Below are 21,254 nucleotides of genomic sequence, written 5' to 3'. Positions count from 1 at the left end.
GGCCCGTGACGGGGACTCAGCGCTGAACCGGCACCGGGGAAGGGACGGACGCAGGGACAGGGACAGGGGCGGGGGCAGGGGCAGCGGCAGCGGCAGCGGCAGGGGCATCGCGCTGGTGCGGGAGCGGTGCCCCCCACGGCTGGACAGACACCGTCCGCGCGGGGGCGGGGATGGCGATCGACTCCGCCCGGTACCGCTCGTGCAGGCGTTTGATGAACTCGTGCTTGATCCGGTACTGATCGCTGAACTCGCCCACGCCCAGGATCACGGTGAACTCGATCCTGGAGTCCGCGAACGTGTGGAAGCGGACGGCGGCCTCGTGGTCGGCGACCCCTCCCGCGACGTCGGCCATCACACCGTCGACGACGTCGAGGGTGACCCGCTCGACGTGCTCCAGGTCGCTGTCGTAGCCGACACCCACCTGGACGAGGATCGACAACTTCTGTTCCGGCTGGGTGAAGTTGGTCATGTTCGTCCGTGCGAGGCGCCCGTTGGGGATGATCACCAGGTTGTTCGACAGGTTGCGCACCACGGTGTTGCGCCAGTTGATGTCCACGACGTAACCCTCTTCGCCGCTGCTGAGCCGGATGTAGTCACCGGGCTGCACCGTCTTCGAGGCGAGGATGTGCACTCCCGCGAAGAGGTTGGCGAGCGTGTCCTGCAGGGCCAGCGCGACCGCGAGTCCGCCCACGCCGAGAGCGGTGAGCAGCGGTGCGATGGACACGCCCATGGTCTCGAGTGCGACGAGGACGCCCATCGTCAGCACCACGACACGCGTGATGTTGACGAAGATGCTGGCCGATCCGGCGACCCCGGTGCGGGCCTGCGCCAGCGACTGCACGAGCCCCGCGACGATCCTGGCGGCCGTGACCGTGGCGATGAGGATCAGCAGGGCGGTCAGCGACTGGTTCACGAGCCCGGTGACCCGTGGGGTGAGCGGCAGCGCCGAGGCCGCCGCGGCGGCGCCCCCGATGACGGCCGCCCAGGGGGCGAGGGTGCGCAGGGCGTCGACGATGGCGTCGTCCCCCCTCCACGCCGTCCGGCCGGCGTGCACGCCCAGCCACTTCAGGAGGGCGCGCAGCAGCAGTCCGGCCGCGACACCCGCCGCCATCGCGATGGCGGCCACCACCCAGTCGTGCAGGACGAGGTCCCGGCTCAAAGGATTCCCTCCGCACCGCGGCGGGACGGGGAAACGGCGCAGGGCGCGGCGGCCCTGCCTATGTGTCGTGTCGTCACGTGGTCACCTGTCAGATCGTGCTGTGCGGGGGCCCGTTCGGGCGTGTGTACGCACGCGAAGGGGGGCTGCCATCCTGCCCCATAGGCCGCGGGCCGCCGCGAGGGGGCCGGTCCACCCCGTGAGCGGCCCCGGCCGGTGACGTGGACACCCCCTAGGCGGAGAGCACCGCGTCGATCATCCGGCGGGTGACGGAGGCCAGTTCCGCCAGGTCGGGCGCCGGGCGGGAGCGGGCGAAGGCCCCGGCCAGCCGGTCGTAGAGGAGTCCGTCGGCCCAGGCGACCAGGAGCTCGGCCGCCTCGTCGGGGCGCTCCGCGCCGAGTGCGGCGAGGACCGCGGCCGCCCGGGCCCGCGATGCCCGGCCCGCCCGGTGGAACTCCGTCTCCAGCTCCGGGTTGCGGGCCGCCTCGAGGCTGAGCTCGAAGCGGGCCAGCTGACGTTCGCGGCCCGTCGTCAGCCAGCGGTACAGCAGCCCGGCGAGCGCCGCCGCGGCCGCCGCGCGGTCCGGCAGCGGTTGCGGGGGCCCGCCCCCGTCGAGGTCGGCGAGGTCCAGTTCCGCCAGCCGCTGGTAGCAGGCGCCGATCAGTGCCGTCCGCGTGCGGAAGTAGTACGAGGTGCTGCCCGCCGGGAGCCGGGCCGCGCCGTCGACCGCGCGGTGGGTCAGGGCCCGCAGGCCGCCCGCGGCGACGAGGCCGATCGCGGTGTCCGCGATGAGGGTTCTGCGGTCGGGTCCGGATTCTGGGGTGGACATGACGTCACTCTACAGATGTAGAGTGACGCGTTGATCGTCGTCGGCGCCGGATGGCGGGCGGGTCAGTGTCCCAGTACCGCCATCGCCGCGTTGTGCCCGGGGACGCCGCTGATCCCGCCGCCGCGCACGGCCCCCGCTCCGCACAGCAGGACGTTGCGGTGGGCGGTCCCCACGCCCCACCGTCCCACGGTCTCGGGGTCGGTTTCGGTGTCGGTGCCGGCGTCCGCGGCCCGGTAGGGCCAGGACAGGTCCCGGTGGAAGATGTGCCCGCGGGGCAGGCGCAGTTCGCGTTCCAGGTCCAGCGGGGTCTTCGCCTCGATGCACGGGCGGCCGTCGCCGTCGAAGGCGAGGCAGTCGGTGAGCGGTTCCGCCAGGTGGGTGTCGAGCTGGGCGAGGGTGCCGGCGAGCAGCACCTCGCGCGCCTGCTGGTTGTCCTTCTCGAAGAGCCGGGCCGGGGTGTGCAGGCCGAAGAGGGTGAGCGTCTGGTAGCCCTGTTCCACCAGCTCGGGCCCGAGGATCGTCGGGTCCGTCAGCGAGTGGCAGTAGATCTCCGAGGGCGGTACGGAGGGCAGTTCGCCGGACGCCGCCTCCGCGTAGGCGCGGGCCAGTTCGGTGTACCCCTCCGCGATGTGGAAGGTGCCGCCGAAGGCCTCGCGCGGATCCACGGAGGTGTCCCGCAGCCGGGGCAGCCGGCGCAGCAGCATGTTGACCTTGAGCTGGGCGCCCTCGGGCGCGGGCCCGGCCGGTGTCTCGCCGAGGAGTTCGGCCAGCGCCCGCGGGGAGGCGTTCACCAGCACCGTGCGGGCGACGACCCGGCCCTCCCCCGTCGCCGTCCGGAACACCACCTCCGCCGGTGAGGTGCCGTCCGTGTCGATCCGCAGGACCTCGTGCCCGGTGGCGATCTCCGCTCCCGCGGCCCGCGCGGCGTCGGCGAGGGCGTCCGTCAGGGCGCCCATGCCGCCCACCGGCACGTCCCAGTCGCCGGTCCCGCCGCCGATGACGTGGTAGAGGAAGCAGCGGTTCTGCGCGAGCGAAGGGTCGTGCGCGTCGGCGAAGGTCCCGATCAGCCCGTCCGTGAGGACGACTCCGCGCACCAGGTCGTCGGCGAAGTGACGTTCCACCGCCTGTCCGAGCGGCTCCTCGAAGAGCATCCGCCAGGCGGTCTCGTCGTCGATCCGGGAGCGCAGTTCCGCGCGGGTGGGCAGCGGTTCGGTGAGGGTCGGGAACACCGTGCGGGCCACGTGCCCGGTGGCGCCGTAGAACGCGCGCCAGCTCTCGTACTCCCGCTCCGAGCCGGTCAGCCGCGCGAAGGACGCCCGGGTGCGCTGCTCGTCGCCGCCGACGAGGAGTCCTCCGGGCCGGCCGTCGCGTTCCACGGGCGTGTACGAGGAGACGGTGCGGCGGCGGACGGTGAAGCGCAGGCCCAGGTCGCGCACGATCTTCGAGGGGAGCAGGGAGACGAGGTAGGAGTAGCGCGAGAGGCGGGCGTCGACGCCGGCGAAGGGGCGGCGGGAGATGGCCGCCCCGCCGGTGGTGCCGAGCCGTTCCAGTACGAGGACCGCGCGGCCCGCCCGCGCCAGGTACGCGGCGGCCACCAGGCCGTTGTGTCCGCCGCCCACGATCACGTCGTCGTATACGTCCCGCCCGAAGGTCGTCATGGCTCTTGGTAGCACACCTGGCCGAGGCGCTCCAGACAGTACGCCTCGTCGGCGTGGGCGAGTGCGGTGTCGGGATGTGCGTCGCCCAGGGCCCGCTCGCGGATCCCGGCCAGCTCCCGGTAGATGGGCAGCGCCTCCTCCCAGCGGTCCAGCCGGCCCAGTCCCGCGGCGAGTTCGCGGCGGCTGACCAGGGTGTCCGGATGCTCGGGGCCGAGCACCCCGGCCCGTGCGGCGGCGACTTCGCGCGCCTCGGCCACCGCCTCCTCCCAGCGGTCCAGCCGCCCCAGGTTGACGCCGAGGACGTGCCGGGCGCGCAGGGTCTCCGGGTCGGCGGCCCCGTACGCGCGGGTGCGGTCGCGGACCAGGGCCCGGAACAGGTCGACGGCCTGGGCGCTGTTCCCGGTGCGGCCGAGCGCGATGCCGGCCTCGTAGCGCGCGGCCAGGGTGTCGGGGTGGTCGCGGCCGAGCACCCGTTCCCGTACGGCGGCCACCTCGCGGAACGCGGCCAGGGCTTCCTGCCAGCGCTCCAGGCGGCCGAGTGCGTACGCCACCTCGTAGCGGGTGAGGAGGGTGTCCGCGTGCTCGGCGCCGAGCACGGCGGCCCGGTCCGCGGCGACCTCCGCGGCGGTGGCGTGGGCCTCCTCGAAGCGGCCGAGCGCGCCGAGGGCGCAGGCCAGGTTGTGGCGGCAGCGCAGGGTGTCGGGGTGGAGCGGGCCCGCGGTGCGCTCGCGGGCGGCGAGCACCGCGCGGTAGATCGCGTACGCCTCCGGGTGGCGCCCGAGCCTGCCCAGTTCGTACGCGGTCTCCTGGCGGGCGGCCAGCGTGTCGGCGTGGTCCGGGCCGAGCACCCGCGCGCGGCCCTCGGCCACCGCTTCGTACACGGCCAGGGCCTCCTCGGGGCGGCCGGCGCGGCTGAGGGCGAAGGCGCGGGTGTGGCCCGCGGCGAGGGCGTCGGGGCCGGTGCCGCGCGGTTCGGGGAGCCGCGGAGCACCGTAGGGGGCGGTGAGCCGGGGGTCCTCGGCGGGTTCCGGGCGGACGATCCGCTGGGCGCCGCTGGGGCGCGGAGCCGTCCAGGAGCCGGTGAGCACCGCCCACTCGCCGCTGGCGGGGCGGGCGTCGGTCCCGGCCTTGCGCCCGGCGGTCATCCCGTGGGCCCACGCCGGGAGGGGGGCCTGCGCGCCGGGCATCGCGCCCGGGCCGAGGCGTGCCTCGACGAGCCGCCGGTGCAGGTGGCGGGCGTCGCCGGGCCGGTCCTCGGGGCGCTTGGCCAGCAGGTCCAGAACCACCCGTTCGAAGTAGTCGGGCAGTTCGGGCCGGTGCTCGCGCAGCGGCACGGGAGCGGTGTCGCGGTGGCCGACCAGCACGGACCAGGAGTCGCCGAGGTCGAAGGGCGGGGCGCCGGTGGCGATCTCGTAGAGGACGCAGCCGAGGGAGTAGAGGTCGCTGCGGTGGTCGACCTCGCCGCCCGCGATCTGCTCGGGCGACATGTAGTGCGGGGTGCCCATGGCCATGCCGCCGCCGGTGAGCTTGGCGGTGAAGCCGATGTCGTGGGCGAGGCGGGCGATGCCGAAGTCGCAGATCTTCACGGTGCCGTCGGTGAGCCGCATGATGTTGGCGGGCTTCAGGTCGCGGTGGACGACGCCCTGGTCGTGGGTGTAGCCGAGGGCCGCCGCCATCTGCTCGGCGATGTCGACGACCACCTCGACCGGCAGCGGCCGGGTGTCGTTGTCCTCGAGGAGCTGGCTGAGGTTGCGGCCTTCGAGGAGTTCCATGACGAGGTAGAGGGGGCCGCCGGCGGCGCTGTCGTCGCCGAAGTCGTGGACGACGGTGACGCCCCGGTGCTGGAGGGACGCGGCGACGCGCGCCTCGCGGCGGAAACGCTCGCGCAGCACCTGGGTGAAGTGGGCGTCCTGCTCCGCCCCGATCGGCTTGAGGCATTTCACGGCGACCTGCCGGCCCAGAGATTCGTCCCGGGCCCGCCACACCTCGCCCATGCCGCCGCGACCGATCAGGTCGAGCGACCGGTAACGGCCCTGGATCAGTCTGGACTCCGCCATGTCGTGAAGTCGCCCCCGTTGTCGTGCCTCGCCCTCCCCGGCCGGTCCAGTATGGCCGCTGATGTACGCAGTGTGTACGGGGAGGGGCGACTGCCGGGGCCCATGCGGCGCATCGCTTTCAAGATGTGACCTGGGGGCAGCTGCCACCGCAGACCTGCGGGAATGCTGCGCAGCACGCGTCCGGTGAGGCGCATGCGGCGGGTGATGGTGCGTGGGGCGGGTGCGGGGCGCCCGTACAGCTGGTGCGCCCAGCCGGGGAGCGATCCGTAGGCGAGCGCGGCGAGCGGGCGCCACAGCAGGTTTCGGCCAGGTACGAGCAGCGGGTGCACGGGCGGGCCGCGCAGGAAGTCGTCCACGGCGCGGGCGTCGGCGCCTGCGGCGAGTGCGGGGCGGACCTCCTCGAAGTAGGCGGCGAGCTGTGCGGTGTCGGCGGGGACGGTGGCCGGGTCGAGCCCGACGAGGCGGGCGTTGACGCGGTTCTCGTCGACGTAGCGGTCGGCCTGGGCGGGGGTGAGGGGGACGCCGGAGCGGCGCAGGACGTGCAGGAAGCTGTCGATCTGGGCGCAGTGGATCCAGAGCAGCAGTGCGGGGTCGTCGACGGGGAAGCGCTCGCCGGTGGCCGGGTCGGTGGCGGAGAGCTTGCGGTGGATCGCCCGGACGCGGGCACCGGCGCGTTCGGCGTCCTCGGTGGTGCCGTAGGTGAGCGTGCCGACGAAGTCGGCGGTGCGCATGAGCCGCCCCCAGGCGTCCTGCCTGAAATCGCTGTTCTCCATGACCCCGCGGACGGCGCGCGGGTGCAGGGCCTGGAGGTAGAGGGCGCGGACGCCGGCGATCCACATCATCGGGTCGCCGTGGCACTGCCAGGTGACGGAGGCCGGTCCGTACAGCCCCGGGTCGGGGACGGCCACGCCGCTTCCCCTCTCCATCCCCGTACCTCCCTGTCGCAGGCTGCCCGGTGACTCCAGCGTACGGCCTCGGTGTTACGGTCGCGCCATGTCCAAGAGCGAGATCGACGCGGTGACCGCCGAGTTCTTCGGCGCCTTCGACAACCGGGGCGGCAAGGCCGCCGATGTGGGCCGGATCCGCAGGCTTGTCGTGCCGGGTGGCGTGATCGTCAAAACGGGTCCGGAGTTCACGGTCTACACGGTGGACGAGTTCGTCGAACCCCGCCTGCGGCTGCTGGCGGACGGCCGGCTGCTCGAGTTCGCCGAGTGGGAGACCTCCGAGCGGACCGAGATCGCGGGTGACGTCGCCTCGCGGTTCGGCGCGTACCGCAAGTCCGGGATCCTGGATGGGGAGCCCTTCGAGGGCGGCGGGACCAAGACGATCCAGTTCGTCCGCACCCCGCAGGGCTGGCGCATCTCGGCGTTCGCCTGGTACGACCAGCCCTGACCACCGGCGGCGCCCGGTCCGTGCCCGGTCCCGTGCCCGCCCGGTCCCCGTGCCCGTCGGTCAGCGGCGGACGCGGGGCATGCCCAGGCCGATCCAGGAGATGATCTCGCGCTGGATCTCGTTGTTGCCGCCGCCGAAGGTGAAGATGACGGCGCTGCGGTAGCCGCGTTCGAGTTCGCCGTGCAGGACCGCGCCGGCGGAGCCGTCCTTCAGGGAGCCGGCCGCGCCGACGACTTCCATGAGCCAGGCGTACGCGTCGCGGCGGGCCTCGGAGCCGTAGACCTTGACCGCGGAGGCGTCCTGGGGGGTGAGGGTGCCGGACTGGACGGCGCCCACCATCTGCCAGTTGAGGAGTTTCATCGCGTCGAGCCGGGCGTGGGTGCGGGCGAGGCGGCCGCGGACCCAGGAGAGGTCGATCACCCGGCGGCCGTCGGCGAGCTTCGTCTCGGCGGCCCAGCGCTGCACGTCGTGCAGGGCCCGGATGGCCATGGTGCCGTGCGCGGCGAGGGTGACGCGCTCGTGGTTGAGCTGGTTGGTGATCAGGCGCCAGCCCTTGTTCTCCTGGCCCACGCGGCGGGTGGCGGGGACGCGGATGTCCTCGTAGTGGCTGGCGGTGGTGTCGTGTGAGGCGAGGGTGTTGATGAGGGTGCAGGAGTAGCCGGGGTCGTCGGTCGGCACCAGGAGCATGGTGATGCCCTTGTGGGCGGGGGCGTCCGGGTCGGTGCGCACCGCGAGCCAGACCCAGTCGGCGGTGTCGCCGTTGGTGGTCCAGATCTTCTGCCCGTTCACCACGTAGGTGCCGGTCTCCTCGTCGCCCTCGCGGACCGCCTTGCACTTGAGGGCGGCGAGGTCCGTGCCCGCGTCCGGTTCGCTGTAGCCGATGGCGAAGTCGATCTCGCCCGCGAGGATCTTCGGCAGGAAGTACGCCTTCTGCTCGTCGGTGCCGAACTGCATGATGGTCGGCCCGACGGTGTTGAGCGCCATCAGGGGCAGCGGTACGACGGCCTGCGCCGCCTCGTCGAAGAAGATGAACTGGTCCATCGGGGACATCCCGCGGCCGCCGTACTCCTTCGGCCAGCCGACGCCGAGCCAGCCGTCGGCCCCGAGCCGTCGGATGGTCTCCCGGTAGAACCGCTTCTGCGCGGCCGGATCCTCGTAGCGGGCGTAGACGTCCTCGGGCACCAGGTCGGCGAAGTAGGCGCGCAGCTCGGCGCGCAACTGCTGCTGCTCAGGCGTGTATTCGAGGTGCACGGCCCCTCCGGGTGTCTCGCTCGTCCAGCCGGTCGCTGGGTGGCGGCGGTCAGAGTAGAACCCGTTACAAAAATTCGGAAGGGTCGAGGGCGTTGATCATGGCTTCGGCCGTGACCGCCATCGCCGTACGGGCGGCCGTCAGGTAGGGCCTGGGGTCGGCCGGGGTGAGGTGGGTGCGGATCGCCCCGGTCATGGCCACGTTCAGGGCGGTGCCGATGTTGACCTTGCGGATGCCGCCCGCGACGGCCGCCGCGAGCTCCGCGTCGGGCAGCCCCGAGGAGCCGTGCAGGACGAGCGGTACGTCCACCGTCTTGGCGAGCCGGGCGAGCAGCGCGTGGTCCAGCGAGGCGGTGCGGCTGGTCATGGCGTGACTGCTGCCGATGGCGACGGCCAGCGCGTCGACCCCGGAGTCGGCGACGAACCGGCGCGCTTCGTCGGGGTCGGTACGGGCGCCGGGCGCGTGCGGGTCCAGCGGGGCGGCGCCGTTCTTGCCGCCGACCTCGCCCAGTTCGGCCTCGATCCACAGGCCGTGGGCGTGCGCCCAGTCGGCGGCGGAGCGGGTCGCCTCCAGGTTCTCGGCGTACGGGAGGTGCGCGGCGTCGTACATCACCGAGCCGTATCCGGCGTCGCCGGCCTGGCGCAGCAGCTCGGGGCTCTTGACGTGGTCGAGGTGCAGGCCGACCGGGACCCCGGCGGCCTCGGCGCAGGCGGCGGCCGCGCGGGAGATGGGCAGCAGCTGCCCGCCGCGGAACTTCACGGCGTTCTCGCTGAGTTGGAGGATGACCGGCAGCCCGGCCGCCTCGGCTCCGGCGACGACCGCTTCGGCGTGTTCCAGGGTGATGATGTTGAAGGCGGCGACGGCGCGGCCGGCGGCCGCCGCCTCGCGGACAAGCGTGCCGGCGGGGACGAGGCTCATCGGACCGCCTCCTCTCCGGCGGTCAGGACCACCGAGCGGGTGAGGTGGCGCGGCGCGTCGGGGTCGAGCTGCTGGTGGGCGGCGACGGCGAGGGCGAGGCGGTGTACGCGGACCAGCTCGGCGAGCGGGTCGAGCCGGCCCGCCACCCACTGGGAGCCGGTGCTCCGCACCTGTTCGGCGAGCCCGTCGGGGGCCTCGTCGAGCGACCAGGTGGCGGTGCCGGGCCCCGAGATGCTGATGGGCCCGTGCCGGTACTCCATCGCCGGGTAGGACTCGGCCCAGGACAGGGAGGCCTCGCGCATCTTCAGCGCGGCCTCGTGCGCGAGGCCGACGCTCCAGCCGCGGCCGAGGAAGGTGAACTGCCCGCGGCTCTCCAGCTCGGCGGGGAGCGGCTCGGCGAGCGCCGTGCGGGCGTCGGCGACCACGGAGGCGGAGTGCAGGCCGGCGTGGGCGCGGAGCAGGGTGAGGGCGGTGGTCGCGAAGCGCGTCTGCACGACGGACCGTTCGTCGGCGAAGTCGAGGACGACGAGGTCGTCGGCGACGGTCATCACCGGGGTCGCGGGATCGCCGATGACAGCGGTCGTGGGCACGCCCGCGTCCCGCAGAGCGGCCAGCAGGTCCAGCACCTCGGTGGTGGTCCCGGACCGGGTCAGGGCGACGACCCGGTCGTAGCGGCGGTGGCGCGGGAACTCCGAGGCGGGGAAGGCGTCGGTCTCGCCCTGGCCGGCCTCCTCGCGCAACACGGCGGCCGCCTGGGCCATGTAGTACGAGGTCCCGCACCCGACGATCGCGGTACGCTCCCCCGGCTGCGGCAGCACCGCCCGCCGGGCGGGGGCCAGTTCGGCGGCCCGTTCCCAGCATGCGGGCTGCGTGCCCAACTCGTGCGCGACGTGACTCATGCGGGCTCCCTCGGGCGAAAGACGGGAAATACGGGGAAATACCGGAAACACGGGAAACGCGCTCCCGAATGCGCTTTCCTGCAAGGTATCCGGCAGTTTCGCGCAACTTCAAGCATCAACGAGAGGATCGCCTGAGTTAATGTCGGCGGGTAGGCCGATGGAGCACACCGAAGGGGGCGGCCGATGACCCGCAAGGAGCGCTGGCAGGCACTGCTGGACCTGCTGGTGGAGCGCGGCGAGGTGGAGGTGGAACCGGCCGCCGAGGCCCTCGGCGTGTCCGCCGCGACCATCCGCCGCGACCTCGACCAGCTCGCCGAGCAGCAGCTGCTGGTCCGCACGCGCGGCGGGGCCGTGCTGCACGGGGTCTCGTACGAACTCCCCCTGCGCTACCGCACCTCGCGCCGCGCTGCCGAGAAGCGCCGCATCAGCGAGGCGGTCGCCGCCCTGATCACCCCGGGCGAGGTGATCGGCCTGACGGGCGGCACCACGACCACGGAGATCGCGCGGGCCCTGGCGGGCCGCCCGGACCTGGCCCAGGGCTCTCCCGCCCTCACCGTGGTCACCAACGCCCTCAACATCGCGGGCGAACTGGTGATCCGGCCGCAGTTCAAGATCGTGCTGACCGGTGGTGTGGCGCGCCCGCAGTCCTACGAGCTGACGGGTCCGCTGGCCGAGCAGGTGCTCGGCCAGCTCGCGGTGGACACGGCGGTCCTCGGCGTGGACGGCTTCGACCCGGCGGACGGCGCGGCGACCCGCCACGAGGACGAGGCCTCGGTCAACCGCCTGCTGTGCGAACGGGCCCGCCGGGTGGTGATCGCGGCGGACTCCAGCAAGCTGGGCGTGCGCGCCTTCGCCCGTATCTGCGCGACCTCGGCGGTGGACGTCCTGGTGACGGACACGGGCCTGGCGGCCGGGGTGGCCCGGGAGTTCGAGGCGGCGGGGGTGGAGGTGCTGAGGGTGTGAACCGGCCCGGACCGCGTCCGGGCCGGGCTCAGTGCGCCGGCAGCCGCTCCGACTCCCGGACCAGGGCGGCCAGGACGGGGGCGATCAGCGGGTGGGTCTCGCCGCCGCGGCGGGTGGCGGCGAAGACCCGGCGGGTGGCGGCCGGCCCGGCGACCGGCCGGACCTGGACCTCCTTGAGGTCCATGCCCCGCAGCGCCGAACGCGGCACCAGGGCCACCCCGGCCCCCGCGCCGACCAGCGCCGTCACCGCGCGGAAGTCGTCGGACGAGTGCACGAACCGGGGCTGGAAGCCCGCCAGTTCGCACGCGAGCAGCGTCACGTCGTAGCAGGGGTTGCCCGGGTACTGGCCCACCCAGTCCGCGTCGGACAGGTCCGCCAGTGCCACCGCGGGCAGGTCGGCCAGCGGATGCCCCGAGGTCAGTACGGCGTCGAAGGGCTCCGCGTACAGCGGCAGGACGGACAGCCGGGCGTCGTCCGCTCCCGGACCGCCCCGGTACTCGACCGCCAGGGCCACGTCCGCCTCGCCGTCCAGCAGCAGCGGCAGGCTCTGGTCGCCCTCCGCGTCCCGGACCCGCAGCCGGATCCCGGGATGCTCCAGCGCCAGCCTGCCAATGGCCGGGGCCAGGACCTCCGCGATGCCGGTGGCGAAGGCGGCCACCGTCACCTCGCCCGCCGAGCCGCCCGCGTACGCGGCGAGTTCGGCCTCCGCCCGCTCCAGCTGGGCCAGCACCTCGTGGGCGTGGCCGAGCAGGATCTCACCGGCCGCGGTGAGCCGTACGCCCCGGCCGCTGCGGGTGAGCAGGGCGTGGCCCGTCTCCTGTTCCAGGGCAGCGAGCTGCTGGGAGACGGCGGAGGGGGTGAGGTACAGGGCTGCGGCCGCGGCGGTCACCGTACGGTGGTCCGCCACGGCCCGCAGGATGCGCAGCCGGCGGGGGTCGATCACCCCACCATTGTCTCAGGCCCCGTCGGCCACCAGCGCCGCACGGGCATCGATGAACGCGGCCACCGCGCGCTCGACGTCGGCCGTCGAGTGGGCCGCCGAGAGCTGCACGCGGATGCGCGCCGCGCCCATCGGCACCACCGGGTAGGAGAAGCCGATCACGTAGACGCCGCGCTCGAGCAGCAGCTCGGCCATCCGGGCCGCCTCGGCCGCGTCGCCGATCATCACGGGGGCGATGGCGTGGTCGCCGGGCAGGATCTCGAAGCCGGCCTCGGTCATCTTCGTACGGAACAGGGCGGTGTTGGCCGCGAGCTGCTCGCGCAGGTCGCCGGCCGACTCCAGCAGGTCGATGACCTTGAGGGAGGCCGCCGCGATGACCGGGGCGAGGGAGTTGGAGAAGAGGTACGGGCGCGAGCGCTGGCGCAGCAGCTCGACGATCTCGGCGCGCGCCGCGACGTAACCGCCGGAAGCGCCGCCCAGGGCCTTGCCGAGGGTGCCGGTGATGATGTCGATGCGGTCCATGACCCCGTGCAGCTCCGGGGTGCCGCGGCCGCCGGGGCCGACGAAGCCGACGGCGTGCGAATCGTCGACCATGACCATGGCGTCGTAGCGCTCGGCGAGGTCGCAGATCTCCTGGAGGGGGGCGACGTAGCCGTCCATGGAGAAGACGCCGTCGGTGACGATCAGCTTGCGCCGGGCGCCGCCTTCGGTGGCCTCCTTGAGGCGGGTCTCCAGCTCGGCCATGTCGCGGTTGGCGTAGCGGAAGCGGCGGGCCTTGGACAGGCGGATGCCGTCGATGATCGAGGCGTGGTTGAGGGCGTCGGAGATGACCGCGTCCTCGGCGCCGAGCAGGGTCTCGAAGACACCGCCGTTGGCGTCGAAGCAGGAGGAGTAGAGGATGGTGTCCTCCTGGCCGAGGAACGCGGACAGCCGCGCCTCGAGCTCCTTGTGCACCTCCTGCGTACCGCAGATGAAGCGGACCGAGGCCATGCCGTAGCCCCAGCGGTCGAGGGCGTCCTTCGCGGCGGCGACCACCTCGGGGTGGTCGGCCAGCCCCAGGTAGTTGTTGGCGCAGAAGTTGAGGACCTCCCCCGGGGCGCCGCCCGCGGTCACGGCGACGGCGGCGTTCTGCGGGGTGCCGATGACGCGCTCGGGCTTGTGCAGGCCGGCGGCGCGGATCTCGTCGAGGGTGGTGCGCAGGTCCTCGCGAACGGACTCGAACATGGTGCGGTTCTCCTTGTGCGGCGGAGGGCGACGAAGGGGGCCGGGCCCCGGGGGGGGGGGGAGGGTGGGCGGGGCCCGGCCGGAGGGAGATGGTTTGTGCGGGACGGGCGGGCGGTTACGCCGTCCAGTCCAGGATGATCTTGCCGCTGCGGGCGGTGGAGGCCTCGTCGAACGCCGCGTCGAAGTCGCGGTGCGAGTAGCGGCCGGTGATGACCGGGCCGAGGTCGAGCCCGCCCTCCAGCAGTACCGTCATCGCGTACCAGGTCTCGAACATCTCGCGGCCGTAGATGCCCTTGATGGTGATCATCGAGGTGACGACCTTGGCCCAGTCCACCGGGAACTCCTGCGCGGGCAGGCCCAGCATGGCGATCCGGCCGCCGTGCGTCATGTTGTCGATCATGTCGCGCATCGCCTCGCCGCGGCCGGACATCTCCAGGCCGATGTCGAAGCCCTCGCGCAGCCCCAGCTGCGCCTGCGCGTCGGCGATGGAGGACTCGGCGACGTTCACCGCGAGCGTGGCGCCCGCCTTGCGGGCGATCTCCAGCCGCTCGGGGCTGACGTCGGTGATCACGACGTTGCGCGCACCGGCGTGCCGGGCCACGGCGGCCGCCATGATCCCGATCGGGCCGGCACCGGTGATCAGCACGTCCTCGCCGACGAGGGGGAAGGACAGCGCGGTGTGCACGGCGTTGCCGAACGGGTCGAAGATCGCCGCGACGTCGAGGTCCACCGCGGTCCGGTGCACCCACACGTTCTGCGCGGGCAGCACCACGTACTCGGCGAACGCGCCGTCGCGGCCGACCCCGAGGCCGATCGTGCTGCGGCACAGGTGGCGGCGGCCGGCGAGGCAGTTGCGGCACTTGCCGCACACCAGGTGGCCCTCGCCGCTGACCAGCGCGCCGATCTCGATGTCGTGGACGTCCGCGCCGAGCGCGGCGACCTCGCCGACGAACTCGTGGCCGAGGACCAGCGGGGTCTTGACGGCGCCCTGGGCCCAGCCGTCCCAGGCGCGGATGTGCAGGTCGGTTCCGCAGATGCCGGTGCGCAGCACCTTGATCAGCACGTCGCCGGGGCCGTACTCGGGCTCGGGGACGTCCATCAGCCACAGTCCGGGCTCGGCCTTGTGCTTGACGAGTGCCTTCATGGGGTGGCTCCAGGCATGCGGAAGGGGGCGCCGCGGAACGCGGGGTGCGCGGGCGGCGTCGGTGACGGGCACCAATCTGCCGAGACGCGTGGTGATCAGTCCATCGAGACTTTCTTAAGCGGGTCGACAGGCCAGCTTCACGCCTATGCTCCTGCGGTGACGGGGTAGGGTCCCGGGGCCGGGGGTGGTCCGGGGAAAAGGGGAGGTGAGGGGCGTGCCGAGTCTGCGCAGCAGGGCGCTGTCGGTGGCGCTGATCGCGGCGGGGCGGCGAAGACGGTTCGCGAGCGTCGAGGCGGTGCGCACGCGCGTGGCCGAGTCCGCCCGCCGGCCCGCTTCCCATCTGCCGCCGCGCTCGCTGGGGCGGGTCGCGGACATCTCGCGGACCTTCGTCGGGGCCTGGCCGGTGTACGAGGTCTCCCCGCGCGGGAGCGAGCCCGCGGCCCGGGTGCTGTACGTGCACGGCGGCAGCTACATCAACGAACTGGTCCGCCCGCACTGGGCGATGATCCGGACCCTGGTCATGCGGGCGCAGGCGCGCGTGGTCGTACCCGCGTACATCCTCGCCCCGCGCGGGACCGCCGACCGGACGGTCCCGGTCGCCGCCGACCTGCTCAGCGGCCTGATCGCCAGCGGCGGCGCGGGCGGGACCGTGCTCATCGGGGACTCCGCCGGGGCGGGGCTGGCGCTGGCCGCCGCCCAGCGGCTGCGCGACCGCAACGGGGCGCAGCCCTCCCGGATCGTCCTCATCTCGCCGTGGCTGGACGTGAGCATGAGCCATCCGGACCAGGCGGGCATAGAGGCGGACGATCCGATCCTGGCCCGCCCGGGACTGCTCGAGGCCGGGCGGCTGTACGCCGGGACCCTGCCCGCCGACGATCCCCGGGTGAGCCCGCTGCACGGGTCCTTCGCGGGGCTGGCTCCGCTGACGGTGTTCACCGGGACCCGGGACGTGCTCACCACGGACAGCAGGGAGCTGGTGCGCCGGGCCCGCGCGGCGGGGGCGGAGGTGGAGTTCCACGAGGAGGCGGGGCTGCCGCACGGCTATCCGCTGCTGCCGGTGCCGGAGGGGCGGGCGGCGCGCGACCGGATCGTCGAGCTGATCCGGTCGGCGGCGGAGGTGTGAGCCCGGCTACGCGACGCAGGTCATCAGGGAGCTGATCGGCCAGGCGCGGTACGCCGTCCAGTACGCGTCGTCGCGTTCGCGGTCGGCGGGCGGGGTCCGGTTCGGCTGCCAGCCGATGGTGCTGAAGCCCGCCTCGACGGCCGCTTCGGCGAGATCCGCGTGCGCCCACTCGTGGAACTCGAAGGGCACCGGCGGTTCGGTGAGGAAGTGCGCCTTCAGCAGCGGCGCGTCGCCGGTCACGACCCGGTCGAGGATGCGGACCCCGTACGGCGACCAGTCCACCCGGGGGAACGCCCCGGCGTTGGGCACGATGGCGAGGAGCCGCCCTCCCGCCCGCAGGCTGGCCCGGACGGAGCGGAACATCGCGTGCAGGGACGCGCGGTCGGGCGTGTGGTTGAAGGGGTAGACGGCGGTGGCGACGTCGAACGGCCCGAGGTCGGGGAGGCCTGCGGCGTCGGCGACGTGGTACTCGATGTTCCCGGTGTACCCGGTGCCTCCGGTGTCCGGCCCGTCCTGCCCCGCGTCGTGCTCACGGGCGAGCTTGATCATCTCCTCCGAGGCGTCCACCCCGACGGTGCGCCGGGCGCCGCCGCGGGCCAGCAGCCGGGTGTTGTAGCCGTAGCCGCAGGCCAGGTCGAGGGCGTCGAGCCCGCGCACCCCGCCGAGTGCGTCGAGGGCTCCGTGGAGGGTGTAGGTGTCGGCCGCCGAGAAGGCCGCCGTGGTCCTGGACTCGGCGTACCGCTCTCCGAGGGTGTCGTACTGGAACCGCATGTTCTGCCTTCCGGTGCCTGCCAGGCGGGAGTGGGATGCGTATCGTGCCCCGCGGCGCGCCCGAGGTGCGGGCGTACACCCGTGCGTCCCCCGGAAGAGGGAAGCGGTCGGCCTACCGCGGTGCCGCCGGGCCCCGGGTGCGGCCACCACCGCCGAAGGCGCATCCTGGCGGTGTGACGGCGAGACCGGACAGTGGCGGCCCCGCCCCGGATGCCTTGGCCCAGGTGCTCGCCCGGGCCACGGTCGAGGTGGTGACGGCCGTCGGCGGGTACGCGGGCGGGGTGTACCTGCGCTCCGGGCGGGAGGGGCTGCTGCGGATGGCCGTGCTGTCGGGGCTTCCGGTGCAGCTGTTCCGGCCCTGGTGGCGGATGACCATGGGCCGCCCGTATCCGGTCGCCGAGTCCTACCGGACCGGGCAGTCCGTGCACTTGCCCGACGCGGAGTCGGCCATGCGCCGCTTCCCGCAGCTGATGGCGGGGCTGCCCTTCCCCTTCGCCTCGATGTTCGAGCCGGTGAGCGCCGGCGCCGAGCGGTTCGGGGTGCTGATGGTGCTGCGCGCCGCGACTCCCGGGATCCCGGTGGGGCCGGTGGACCGCGAGCGGCTGCGCCGGGCGGCGGACCGGCTGGGCGGGGAGCTGGCGGAGCTGACGGCCGCCGGGAATCCGGTGGTCTGGGACGGCGACCCCCTGTACGCCGAGCAGCCCGGCACCGGCGGGGGCGCCCGGGAGGTCGTGGAGCGGCTCGCGCAGGCCGTGCTGTCGGTGGACCGGCAGGGCAGGATCCGCTTCGTCAACGGGGCCGCCGAGAAGCTGCTCGGCGCGGGCGGGCAGGAACTGCGCGGGCGGGTGCTGTGGGAGGCGGTTCCCTGGCTCGGGCATCCCGCGTACGAGGACCACTTCCGGGCCGTCTTCATGTCCACCGAGCCGGTGCACTTCCCGGCCCGGCGGGGCCGCCGCATGCCCGCCCAGTGGGTGTCGGTGGGCCTGTACCCGGGCCCCGACGGGGTGACCGTGACCATCGGCGCCACCGAGGCACCCTCCTACGCGCCCGCCTCGGTGGCCCGCCCGGGAGGGGACCTCGGCTCCCCCGCCGACCGGGCCTCCGCGCTGTACCGGCCGGTGGCCCTGGCCATCGCGCTGACCGAGGCGGTGACGGCCCGGCAGGTGTCGGCGGTGGTCACCGAGGAGCTGCTGCCGGCCTTCGGCGGGCGCCAGCTGGCGATCTATCTGCTGGACGAGCGGCACCTGCACCTCGCGTGGGAGACCGGTTTCCCGCGCGGCTTCCTCAACCGGTTCGACGGGGTCGGGCTCGATGCGCGGCTGCCGGGCGTGGAGACCCTGACCTCGGGGCGCCCGCTGTTCTTCGAGTCGATGGAACACCTCGCCGCCGCGTACCCGGGCATCCCGCTGGACGCCCACGTCGGCGCCCGCGCGTTCCTGCCGCTGATCGCGTCCGGCCGCCCCGTCGGATCGTGCATCCTGGGCTTCGACGCGCCCCGCGGCTTCAGCCCGGAGGTGCGGACGGTGCTCACCGCCCTGGCCGGACTGATCGCCCAGGCGCTGGAACGGGCCCGGCGCTACGACAGCGAGGCGGCGCTCGCCCGCGGACTGCAGTCCGCGCTGCTGCCGCACCGGCTGCCGGTGCACGAGCAGGTGGAGACGGTGGGCCGCTACCTGCCCGGCACCCAGGGCATGGACGTCGGCGGGGACTGGTACGACGTGGTCGAGACCGGCGGCGGGCGGCTGGCCCTGGTCATCGGGGACGTCCAGGGGCACGGGGTGTCCGCTGCCGCCACCATGGGCCAACTGCGCAGTTCCGTACGGGCCTTCGCGCTGACCGGCAGCACACCGGACCAGGTGATGCGCGGTACCAACCAGATCCTGATCGATCTGGACCCGGGCCAGTTCGCGAGCTGCTGCTACGTGGTGCTCGACCCGGCGTCGGGCTCCGCCGAGGCCGTCCGGGCCGGGCACCCGCAGCCGCTGCTGCGCCACCCCGACGGCCGGACCGAGGTGCTGGACCTGGCCGGCGGGGTGGTGCTCGGCATCGACCCGGAGGCCTCGTATCCGGTGACGGAACTGCACCTCGCGACGGGTTCGGTGCTCGCCCTGTACACGGACGGGCTGGTGGAGAAGCCGGGCGCCGACATCGACGTGGGGGTGGAGCGGCTGCGCAGGGGGCTGGCCGCGGCCCGGCCGGGCCCGCTGACCGAGACGGCCGACCGGCTGGTCAGCGAGGCGGGCAACGCCGCCGACCGGCCGGACGACACCGCCCTGCTGCTGGCGTCCCGTACGGGCGCAGCCGCGTAGGGCCTGCCGTTCGGACGGGAGCGGACCCGCGTCCGGTCAACCGAGATCACGGCCTCCGGGTTCGTCCTGGGACAGCGCGAGGGCGGTGTTGACCAGGCCGACGTGGCTGAAGGCCTGGGGGAAGTTGCCGAGTTGGCGCCCGGAGACCGGGTCGTACTCCTCGGCGAGCAGCCCCACGTCGTTGCGTACCGCCAGCAGCCTTTCGAAGAGGGTGCGGGCCTCGTTGCCGCGGCCCGTCAGGTACAGGGCGTCGGCCAGCCAGAACGAGCAGGCCAGGAAGGCCCCTTCGTCGCCGGGCAGACCGTCCACGGAGGGGCCTTCGGTGCTGTAGCGGCGGACCAGGCCGCTGCGGCCGAGTTCCTCGCGGACCGCGTCGACCGTGCCGATGACACGCGGGTCGTCGGGCGGCAGGAAGCCGACCCGCGGGATGAGCAGGGTCGCCGCGTCGAGCTCGCGGGAGCCGTAGTACTGGGTGAAGGTGCCCCGCTCCGGGTCGTATCCCTTCTCGCACACGTCGCGGTGCACCACCTCCCGCATGGTCCGCCAGCGTTCGAGGTCGCCCGGCATGGAGGGGTTCTTCTCCAGGGTCCGTACGGCCCGGTCGGCGGCCACCCAGGCCATCACCTTGGAGTGCACGAAGTGGCGGCGCGGGCCGCGCACCTCCCACAGGCCTTCGTCCGGCCGGTGCCAGTTGCGCTCCAGGAAGTCGAGGAGCGCCAGCTGGATCCGCCAGGCGTGGCGCTCGGAGGGGAGCCCGGCGGACCGGGCCAGGTGCAGGGAGTCGATGACCTCGCCGTACACGTCGAGCTGGAGCTGGTCGACCGCCGCGTTGCCGATGCGCACGGGGGCGGAGGAGGCGTAGCCGTGCAGCCAGGGCAGGTCGGTCTCGGGGATCCGCCGCTCTCCGGCGATCCCGTACATGATCTGGAGGTCGGCGGGGTCACCCGCGACGGCACGGAGCAGCCAGGCACGCCAGGCGCGGGCCTCGTCGAGGAAGCCGGTCGCGAGGAGCACGTCGAGGGTGAGGGTGGCGTCCCGGAGCCAGCAGTAGCGGTAGTCCCAGTTGCGGACCCCGCCGAGCTCCTCGGGCAGCGAGGTGGTGGCCGCGGCGACGATGCCGCCGGTCGGGGCGTACGTGAGGGCCTTGAGGGTGATCAGGGAGCGGGTCACCGCCTCCCGGTAGGGGCCCTCGTAGCGGCATTGCCGGGACCAGTCCCACCAGTCGGCCAGGGTCTGTTCCAGGGCCGTGTACGGATCGATGGGCTCGGGGCGCGGCTCGTGCGAGGGGTGCCAGGTGAGCACGAAGGCGACGCGCTGTCCCGCGGCGACCGGGAACTGGGAGCGGGTGCTGTTCTCCTCGCCCCAGGTCCGCACGTGCGGGTCGCTGCGGAACCAGGCGGAGTCGGGTCCGGCGACGGCGGCCCGGTCCCCGTCGGCGCGGCGGACCCAGGGGACGACGTGGCCGTAGTCGAAGCGCAGGCGCAGGGTGCTGCCCATCGTGACCCTGCCGGTGACTCCCTCGACGATGCGGATCACGTCGGGGAAGACCTGGCGCTGGGGCATGAAGTCGATGACCTTGACGGTGCCGGTCCCGGTCTCCCAGGAGGACTCGAGGACCAGCGTGCCGTCGATGTAGGCGCGGCGGGTGCACGGCTCGCCGTCGGCGGCGTCGAGGGGGGCGATGCGCCAGTGGCCGTTCTCCTCGTCGCCGAGGAGCTTGGCGAAGCAGGCCGCGGAGTCGAAGCGCGGCAGGCACAGCCAGTCGATGGACCCGTCGCGGCCGACCAGCCCACTCGTCATCAGGTCGCCGATGAGTGCGTAGTCTTCGATGGGTTGTGTCATTTGTGCGCTCTTCCCCCGAATGCCCGGGGCCAATCAGTGCGGGCCCGGCCCCGGGCACCACCGGCACCACCGCGCGTGCCGGACGACGCGGGTGAGGCGGGATCAGGAAGAGGCTCCCTGGCCGCGGACGAGGAGCAGCACGGCGGCGAGGACCGCGCCGAGGGCGACGGCGAGGGCGCCGTGCGCCAGGCGGTGGCCGCGCAGGACCGGCAGGAAGCGGTCGACGGCGTACCGGCCGGGGCCGGTCAGGGCGAGGGCGGCGGCGCCCGCGGTCAGCAGCAGTTCGTACTCGATGCCCTCGGGGGCGAAGAAGGATCCGGTGCCGTGCACGGCGATCGCGTTGATGAGCGTGCCGACGATGGCGGCGCCGGCGAGCGGGGTCAGCAGGCCGGCGGCGAGGCCGAGGCCGCCCAGGGTCTCGGTCAGGCCGGCGAGGACGGCCATGGCGTCACCGGCGGGGTATCCGCTGGCGGTGAAGAACTTCCCGGTTCCGCTGATGCCGCCGCCCCCGAACCAGCCGAAGAGCTTCTGGGAGCCGTGCGCGGCCATGGTCAGGCCGAGGACGAGGCGCAGGAGCAGGAGCCCGGTGTCGTGGCCCGGAGTCGAGAGGGCGAGGGGGGCGCCGGTGGCGGGCTGTGCGGCCGGTGCGGGGGCCTGCGGCTTCGCCGTGGCGGCGGAGGGGCTGGTCATGGGGGATCCTTCCGGTCGGGCGGCCCGAGGGGGACGGAGTGGACAGAGTTGTTCAAATTCGAACCGCCGAACTGGACCCTAACCGTTGAT

General features: G+C 73.7%; 18 protein-coding genes. 4 read left to right on the top strand and 14 right to left on the bottom strand.

Annotated elements, in window-relative coordinates; all coding sequences use genetic code 11:
- Positions 1-16: 16 nt before the first annotated feature.
- The 5 genes from ACZ6I1_RS03270 to ACZ6I1_RS03250 all read right to left on the bottom strand — a co-directional run bounded on the left by ACZ6I1_RS03270 (position 17) and on the right by ACZ6I1_RS03250 (position 6,626).
- Positions 17-1,159, bottom strand: coding sequence for a mechanosensitive ion channel family protein (locus tag ACZ6I1_RS03270; protein ID WP_469282515.1), 1,143 nt, complete (start codon positions 1,157-1,159; stop codon positions 17-19).
- Between the two features lie 229 nt (positions 1,160-1,388).
- On the bottom strand, positions 1,389-1,985 hold the full coding sequence (locus ACZ6I1_RS03265; RefSeq protein ID WP_469282513.1) for a TetR/AcrR family transcriptional regulator: 597 nt from the start codon (positions 1,983-1,985) through the stop codon (positions 1,389-1,391).
- Between the two features lie 62 nt (positions 1,986-2,047).
- Positions 2,048-3,643 carry a phytoene desaturase family protein gene (locus ACZ6I1_RS03260; protein ID WP_469282511.1) on the bottom strand — a complete coding sequence of 532 codons (1,596 nt, stop codon included), beginning with the start codon at positions 3,641-3,643 and terminating at the stop codon, positions 2,048-2,050.
- Positions 3,640-5,700 carry a serine/threonine-protein kinase gene (locus tag ACZ6I1_RS03255; protein ID WP_469282509.1) on the bottom strand — a complete coding sequence of 687 codons (2,061 nt, stop codon included), beginning with the start codon at positions 5,698-5,700 and terminating at the stop codon, positions 3,640-3,642. Before ACZ6I1_RS03255 ends, ACZ6I1_RS03260 begins: the two co-directional genes overlap by 4 nt.
- Positions 5,682-6,626, bottom strand: a complete 945-nt coding sequence (locus ACZ6I1_RS03250; RefSeq protein WP_469282507.1) for an oxygenase MpaB family protein — start codon at positions 6,624-6,626, stop codon at positions 5,682-5,684. Before ACZ6I1_RS03250 ends, ACZ6I1_RS03255 begins: the two co-directional genes overlap by 19 nt.
- Before the next feature lie 67 nt (positions 6,627-6,693).
- Here ACZ6I1_RS03250 and ACZ6I1_RS03245 point away from each other — a divergent pair, with 67 nt between their 5' ends.
- Entirely contained in the window at positions 6,694-7,092 is a 399-nt protein-coding gene (locus ACZ6I1_RS03245) for a DUF4440 domain-containing protein (RefSeq protein WP_469282505.1), read from the top strand.
- A gap of 60 nt (positions 7,093-7,152) precedes the next feature.
- Here the strand turns inward: ACZ6I1_RS03245 and ACZ6I1_RS03240 are convergent, their stop codons facing one another.
- From ACZ6I1_RS03240 to ACZ6I1_RS03230, 3 genes are all read right to left on the bottom strand, one after another.
- Positions 7,153-8,343: an acyl-CoA dehydrogenase family protein gene (locus ACZ6I1_RS03240; RefSeq protein ID WP_469282504.1), complete on the bottom strand. Its 1,191-nt coding sequence runs from the start codon at positions 8,341-8,343 to the stop codon at positions 7,153-7,155.
- A gap of 64 nt (positions 8,344-8,407) precedes the next feature.
- Positions 8,408-9,259 carry a class II fructose-bisphosphate aldolase gene (locus ACZ6I1_RS03235; RefSeq protein WP_469282502.1) on the bottom strand — a complete coding sequence of 284 codons (852 nt, stop codon included), beginning with the start codon at positions 9,257-9,259 and terminating at the stop codon, positions 8,408-8,410.
- Complete coding sequence (locus ACZ6I1_RS03230) at positions 9,256-10,158, bottom strand: SIS domain-containing protein (protein WP_469282501.1); 903 nt, start codon at positions 10,156-10,158, stop codon at positions 9,256-9,258. The genes ACZ6I1_RS03235 and ACZ6I1_RS03230 overlap by 4 nt, the downstream gene beginning before the upstream one ends.
- A gap of 183 nt (positions 10,159-10,341) precedes the next feature.
- Here ACZ6I1_RS03230 and ACZ6I1_RS03225 point away from each other — a divergent pair, with 183 nt between their 5' ends.
- Positions 10,342-11,121: a DeoR/GlpR family DNA-binding transcription regulator gene (locus tag ACZ6I1_RS03225; protein WP_469282499.1), complete on the top strand. Its 780-nt coding sequence runs from the start codon at positions 10,342-10,344 to the stop codon at positions 11,119-11,121.
- A gap of 28 nt (positions 11,122-11,149) precedes the next feature.
- On the opposite strand, the gene ACZ6I1_RS03220 is transcribed toward ACZ6I1_RS03225, so the two are convergent.
- The 3 genes from ACZ6I1_RS03220 to tdh form a co-directional block, all read right to left on the bottom strand.
- A complete protein-coding gene (locus tag ACZ6I1_RS03220) occupies positions 11,150-12,064 on the bottom strand; it encodes a LysR family transcriptional regulator (RefSeq protein ID WP_469282497.1) in 915 nt (304 codons plus the stop codon).
- A gap of 12 nt (positions 12,065-12,076) precedes the next feature.
- A complete protein-coding gene (locus ACZ6I1_RS03215) occupies positions 12,077-13,285 on the bottom strand; it encodes a glycine C-acetyltransferase (protein ID WP_469282496.1) in 1,209 nt (402 codons plus the stop codon).
- A gap of 115 nt (positions 13,286-13,400) precedes the next feature.
- Positions 13,401-14,429 (bottom strand): L-threonine 3-dehydrogenase, encoded by a 1,029-nt coding sequence (tdh, locus tag ACZ6I1_RS03210; RefSeq protein WP_469282494.1) that lies wholly within the window; start codon positions 14,427-14,429, stop codon positions 13,401-13,403.
- Positions 14,430-14,643: 214 nt separating this feature from the next.
- Between tdh and ACZ6I1_RS03205 the strand changes: the two genes are divergently transcribed.
- The gene (locus ACZ6I1_RS03205; protein WP_469282491.1) at positions 14,644-15,552 is read left to right on the top strand and encodes an alpha/beta hydrolase fold domain-containing protein; all 909 of its coding nucleotides are present in this window, start codon (positions 14,644-14,646) and stop codon (positions 15,550-15,552) included.
- Between the two features lie 6 nt (positions 15,553-15,558).
- On the opposite strand, the gene ACZ6I1_RS03200 is transcribed toward ACZ6I1_RS03205, so the two are convergent.
- On the bottom strand, positions 15,559-16,323 hold the full coding sequence (locus ACZ6I1_RS03200) for a class I SAM-dependent methyltransferase (protein WP_469282489.1): 765 nt from the start codon (positions 16,321-16,323) through the stop codon (positions 15,559-15,561).
- 173 nt (positions 16,324-16,496) lie between these two features.
- Here ACZ6I1_RS03200 and ACZ6I1_RS03195 point away from each other — a divergent pair, with 173 nt between their 5' ends.
- Positions 16,497-18,632 carry a PP2C family protein-serine/threonine phosphatase gene (locus tag ACZ6I1_RS03195; protein WP_469282487.1) on the top strand — a complete coding sequence of 712 codons (2,136 nt, stop codon included), beginning with the start codon at positions 16,497-16,499 and terminating at the stop codon, positions 18,630-18,632.
- Positions 18,633-18,668: 36 nt separating this feature from the next.
- Here the strand turns inward: ACZ6I1_RS03195 and ACZ6I1_RS03190 are convergent, their stop codons facing one another.
- Both ACZ6I1_RS03190 and ACZ6I1_RS03185 read right to left on the bottom strand, forming a co-directional pair.
- Positions 18,669-20,474 carry a glycoside hydrolase family 15 protein gene (locus ACZ6I1_RS03190; RefSeq protein ID WP_469282485.1) on the bottom strand — a complete coding sequence of 602 codons (1,806 nt, stop codon included), beginning with the start codon at positions 20,472-20,474 and terminating at the stop codon, positions 18,669-18,671.
- 102 nt (positions 20,475-20,576) lie between these two features.
- The gene (locus ACZ6I1_RS03185) at positions 20,577-21,164 is read right to left on the bottom strand and encodes a DoxX family protein (protein WP_469282483.1); all 588 of its coding nucleotides are present in this window, start codon (positions 21,162-21,164) and stop codon (positions 20,577-20,579) included.
- Positions 21,165-21,254: the final 90 nt, after the last annotated feature.

Source organism: Streptomyces sp. NPDC046303 (assembly GCF_055588085.1).
Note: the sequence above shows the minus strand (reverse complement) of the source record. Positions and strands in the feature narration are given on the sequence as shown.